Raw genomic sequence first — 281 nt, 5'->3', positions numbered from 1 at the left:
CACCGCTTCAAATGCCCGTCATGCAGCGCATGGCTGGTCGAACACCGCCTGTCGTCCCGCCTTGCCTGCCACCATTGCGGGTTCGAGACGCGGGTACCCGAGGCCTGCCCTGAATGCGGGGAGAGCGATTGCCTTGTCGCCTGCGGGCCGGGTGTGGAACGCATTGCTGACGAGGTGCGCGACCTGTTTCCCGAGGCGCGCGTGGCGCTTGCCACTTCGGATACCCTGAACACCCCCGAACGTGCAGCGGAGTTCATCGCGCAGGCCGAGGCCAAGGCGAT

The 281-nt window shown here is 66.5% G+C and carries 1 pseudogene; it reads left to right on the top strand.

The features are described 5' to 3' along the window. A pseudogene (locus tag FLQ44_RS25095) lies at nucleotides 1-281 on the top strand (primosomal protein N'); the annotation flags it as partial.

Origin of the sequence: Vogesella mureinivorans (assembly GCF_007644035.1) — a bacterium.
In the GTDB taxonomy this organism is placed as follows: domain Bacteria; phylum Pseudomonadota; class Gammaproteobacteria; order Burkholderiales; family Chromobacteriaceae; genus Vogesella; species Vogesella mureinivorans.
Note: the sequence above shows the minus strand (reverse complement) of the source record. Positions and strands in the feature narration are given on the sequence as shown.